The sequence below is a fragment of the Nocardia sp. NPDC052254 genome (assembly GCF_040679495.1).
In the GTDB taxonomy this organism is placed as follows: domain Bacteria; phylum Actinomycetota; class Actinomycetes; order Mycobacteriales; family Mycobacteriaceae; genus Nocardia.
The window spans coordinates 1-5060 of record NZ_JBFAUW010000033.1 but is presented as its reverse complement, the minus strand read 5'-3'; the positions used below and the strand labels follow the sequence as shown (position 1 = coordinate 5060).

Below are 5060 nucleotides of genomic sequence, written 5' to 3'. Positions count from 1 at the left end.
GTGCGTGTGTTCTTTGAGAACTCAATAGTGTGTCGATGAATGTCAGTGCCAAATATTTATTTTGGTTCCGATTCTCGCCCCCCGTGTGAGGGTCGGACATTTTTGTCAGCTATTTTTCCGGCTGGCGTTTAAGTTAGGTTTTCGGACTCTGGTTCGAGATTATTCTGATTCGCTCTTCGGAGTGTTTCTAGAGTCTTCAACGGAGAGTTTGATCCTGGCTCAGGACGAACGCTGGCGGCGTGCTTAACACATGCAAGTCGAGCGGTAAGGCCCTTCGGGGTACACGAGCGGCGAACGGGTGAGTAACACGTGGGTGATCTGCCTCGTACTCTGGGATAAGCCTGGGAAACTGGGTCTAATACCGGATATGACCACGAATCGCATGGTTTGTGGTGGAAAGATTTATCGGTGCGAGATGGGCCCGCGGCCTATCAGCTTGTTGGTGGGGTAATGGCCTACCAAGGCGACGACGGGTAGCCGACCTGAGAGGGTGACCGGCCACACTGGGACTGAGACACGGCCCAGACTCCTACGGGAGGCAGCAGTGGGGAATATTGCACAATGGGCGAAAGCCTGATGCAGCGACGCCGCGTGAGGGATGACGGCCTTCGGGTTGTAAACCTCTTTCGACAGGGACGAAGCGTGAGTGACGGTACCTGTAGAAGAAGCACCGGCCAACTACGTGCCAGCAGCCGCGGTAATACGTAGGGTGCGAGCGTTGTCCGGAATTACTGGGCGTAAAGAGCTTGTAGGCGGTTCGTCGCGTCGATTGTGAAAACTTGCAGCTCAACTGCAAGCTTGCAGTCGATACGGGCGGACTAGAGTACTTCAGGGGAGACTGGAATTCCTGGTGTAGCGGTGAAATGCGCAGATATCAGGAGGAACACCGGTGGCGAAGGCGGGTCTCTGGGAAGTAACTGACGCTGAGAAGCGAAAGCGTGGGTAGCGAACAGGATTAGATACCCTGGTAGTCCACGCCGTAAACGGTGGGTACTAGGTGTGGGTTTCCTTCCACGGGATCCGTGCCGTAGCTAACGCATTAAGTACCCCGCCTGGGGAGTACGGCCGCAAGGCTAAAACTCAAAGGAATTGACGGGGGCCCGCACAAGCGGCGGAGCATGTGGATTAATTCGATGCAACGCGAAGAACCTTACCTGGGTTTGACATACACCAGAAAGCTGCAGAGATGTAGCCCCCCTTGTGGTTGGTGTACAGGTGGTGCATGGCTGTCGTCAGCTCGTGTCGTGAGATGTTGGGTTAAGTCCCGCAACGAGCGCAACCCTTATCTTATGTTGCCAGCGCGTAATGGCGGGGACTCGTGAGAGACTGCCGGGGTCAACTCGGAGGAAGGTGGGGACGACGTCAAGTCATCATGCCCCTTATGTCCAGGGCTTCACACATGCTACAATGGCCGGTACAGAGGGCTGCGATACCGTGAGGTGGAGCGAATCCCTTAAAGCCGGTCTCAGTTCGGATCGGGGTCTGCAACTCGACCCCGTGAAGTTGGAGTCGCTAGTAATCGCAGATCAGCAACGCTGCGGTGAATACGTTCCCGGGCCTTGTACACACCGCCCGTCACGTCATGAAAGTCGGTAACACCCGAAGCCGGTGGCCTAACCCTTGTGGAGGGAGCCGTCGAAGGTGGGATTGGCGATTGGGACGAAGTCGTAACAAGGTAGCCGTACCGGAAGGTGCGGCTGGATCACCTCCTTTCTAAGGAGCACTTCTCCATGACGCATCACAGAGGTGAGTGTGGTTGTGGCAGAGACCGTTTAGTCCTCGTATGTAGGGCTGCGGACGCTCATGGGTGGAACACTGACTGGCTTCATCGCAGACGGGAGAGGCTCTGTTCTCTTCCGCGATGGATATACCGACACACTATTGGGTCCTGAAAGAACAGGCGCGAGTCTGGACTTTCTGGGAAATCAAGACGACTTGCTCAGATCTTCTGAGATACCGGCCTTCGTTGGAGGGTGCTGGTCCTGAAATCATGGTTTGGGTGGGTGTGTTGTTTGAGAACTGCACAGTGGACGCGAGCATCTTTGTTAGTAAGTGTTTAAGAGCGTACGGTGGATGCCTTGGCACCAGGAGCCGATGAAGGACGTAGGAGGCTGCGATAAGCCTCGGGGAGCTGTCAACCGAGCTGAGATCCGAGGATTTCCGAATGGGGAAACCCAGCACGAGTGATGTCGTGTTACCCGCGCCTGAATATATAGGGTGTGTGGAGGGAACGTGGGGAAGTGAAACATCTCAGTACCCACAGGAAGAGAAAACAATAGTGATTCCGTGAGTAGTGGCGAGCGAAAGCGGAAGAGGCTAAACCGGTTGTGTGTGATAGACGGCAGTCGTTGCATGGCCGGGGTTGTGGGACCTGCTTTCTCAGATCTGCCGATCTGGGCGACAGTCAGAAAAGATCGCGTTAGTCGAATTGGTCTGGGATGGCCGACCGTAGACGGTGAGAGTCCGGTAGACGAAAACGTGTTCTCTGTTGTAGCAGGCACCCGAGTAGCAGCGGGCCCGTGAAATCTGCTGTGAATCTGCCGGGACCACCCGGTAAGCCTGAATACTCCCTGGTGACCGATAGCGGACTAGTACCGTGAGGGAAAGGTGAAAAGTACCCCGGGAGGGGAGTGAAATAGTACCTGAAACCGTGCGCTTACAATCCGTCAGAGCCTTCGCATCTTTGTGGTGTGTGGGGTGATGGCGTGCCTTTTGAAGAATGAGCCTGCGAGTCATCGGTGTGTGGCGAGGTTAACCCGTGTGGGGTAGCCGTAGCGAAAGCGAGTCCGAATAGGGCGTTTGAGTCGCATGTCATGGACCCGAAGCGGAGTGATCTACCCATGGCCAGGGTGAAGCGACGGTAAGACGTCGTGGAGGCCCGAACCCACTTAGGTTGAAAACTGAGGGGATGAGCTGTGGGTAGGGGTGAAAGGCCAATCAAACTCCGTGATAGCTGGTTCTCCCCGAAATGCATTTAGGTGCAGCGTCACGTGTTTCACACTGGAGGTAGAGCTACTGGATGGCCTAGGGGGCCCACAAGCTTACCGAAGTCAGCCAAACTCCGAATGCCGGTGTGTGAGAGCGTGGCAGTGAGACTGCGGGGGATAAGCTTCGTAGTCGAGAGGGAAACAGCCCAGATCGCCGGCTAAGGCCCCTAAGCGTGTACTAAGTGGAAAAGGATGTGGGGTCGCTGAGACAACCAGGAGGTTGGCTTAGAAGCAGCCACCCTTGAAAGAGTGCGTAATAGCTCACTGGTCAAGTGATCCTGCGCCGATAATGTAGCGGGGCTCAAGTACACCGCCGAAGCCGCGGCACTCAGTCATACAGATCGCCTTCGGGCCAGTCGACTGGGTGGGTAGGGGAGCGTCGTGTAGCCAGGGAAGCAGCGGGGTGACCTAGTTGTGGAGGCTGCGCGAGTGAGAATGCAGGCATGAGTAGCGAAAGACGAGTGAGAAACTCGTCCGCCGAATGACCAAGGGTTCCTGGGCCAGGTTAATCCGCCCAGGGTGAGTCGGGACCTAAGGCGAGGCCGACAGGCGTAGTCGATGGACAACGGGTTGATATTCCCGTACCCGTGTATCCGCGCCCAATGGCGAATCAGTTGTGCTAAGTGCCCAAAAGCGGATGGACCTCCTTCGGGAGGCCGGATGTGGCTGCGCATGACCCTGGCTGTAGTAGTCAAGCGATGGGGTGACGCAGGAAGGTAGCTGGGCCCGGTGGTGGATTACCGGGTGTAAGCCTGTAGGGCGAGACATAGGCAAATCCGTGTCTCTTGTGCCTGAGAGGTGATGCGTAGCCGTTTGAGGTGAATTCAGTGATCCTATGCTGCCGAGAAAAGCCTCTAGTGAGTTGGTACACGGCCCGTACCCCAAACCGACACAGGTGGTCAGGTAGAGAATACTAAGGCGATCGAGATAACTGTGGTGAAGGAACTCGGCAAAATACCTCCGTAACTTCGGGAGAAGGAGGGCCACGTCTGGTGATGGAATTTACTTCCGGAGCTGGGGGTGGTCGCAGAGACCAGAGAGAAGCGACTGTTTACTAAAAACACAGGTCCGTGCGAAGTCGTAAGACGATGTATACGGACTGACGCCTGCCCGGTGCCGGAAGGTTAAGAGGACCGGTTAGCTCGTAAGGGCGAAGCTGAGAATTTAAGCCCCGGTAAACGGCGGTGGTAACTATAACCATCCTAAGGTAGCGAAATTCCTTGTCGGGTAAGTTCCGACCTGCACGAATGGCGTAACGACTTCTCTGCTGTCTCCACCACAGACTCGGCGAAATTGCATTACGAGTAAAGATGCTCGTTACGCGCGGCAGGACGAAAAGACCCCGGGACCTTCACTATAGCTTGGTATTGGTGTTCGGTACGGTTTGTGTAGGATAGGTGGGAGACTGTGAAGCGGGCACGCCAGTGTTTGTGGAGTCATCGTTGAAATACCACTCTGATCGTATTGGACCTCTAACCTCGGGCCATGATCTGGTTCAGGGACAGTGCCTGGTGGGTAGTTTAACTGGGGCGGTTGCCTCCCAAAATGTAACGGAGGCGCCCAAAGGTTCCCTCAGCCTGGTTGGCAATCAGGTGTTGAGTGTAAGTGCACAAGGGAGCTTGACTGTGAGACTGACAGGTCGAGCAGGGACGAAAGTCGGGACTAGTGATCCGGCACCGGCAAGTGGAAGCGGTGTCGCTCAACGGATAAAAGGTACCCCGGGGATAACAGGCTGATCTTCCCCAAGAGTCCATATCGACGGGATGGTTTGGCACCTCGATGTCGGCTCGTCGCATCCTGGGGCTGGAGTAGGTCCCAAGGGTTGGGCTGTTCGCCCATTAAAGCGGCACGCGAGCTGGGTTTAGAACGTCGTGAGACAGTTCGGTCTCTATCCGCCGCGCGCGTTAGAAACTTGAGGAAGGCTGTCCCTAGTACGAGAGGACCGGGACGGACGAACCTCTGGTGTGCCAGTTGTTCTGCCAAGAGCACGGCTGGTTGGCCACGTTCGGAAGGGATAACCGCTGAAAGCATCTAAGCGGGAAGCCTGTTCCAAGATGAGGTTTCTCACCCCCT

General features: G+C 55.8%; 2 rRNA genes. Both read left to right on the top strand.

What is annotated here, in order from left to right:
- The first annotated feature begins 196 nt into the window (after positions 1-196).
- Positions 197-1713, top strand: a 16S ribosomal RNA gene (locus tag AB0L57_RS32835).
- A gap of 333 nt (positions 1714-2046) precedes the next feature.
- Positions 2047-5060 (top strand): 23S ribosomal RNA (locus AB0L57_RS32830); the annotation flags it as partial.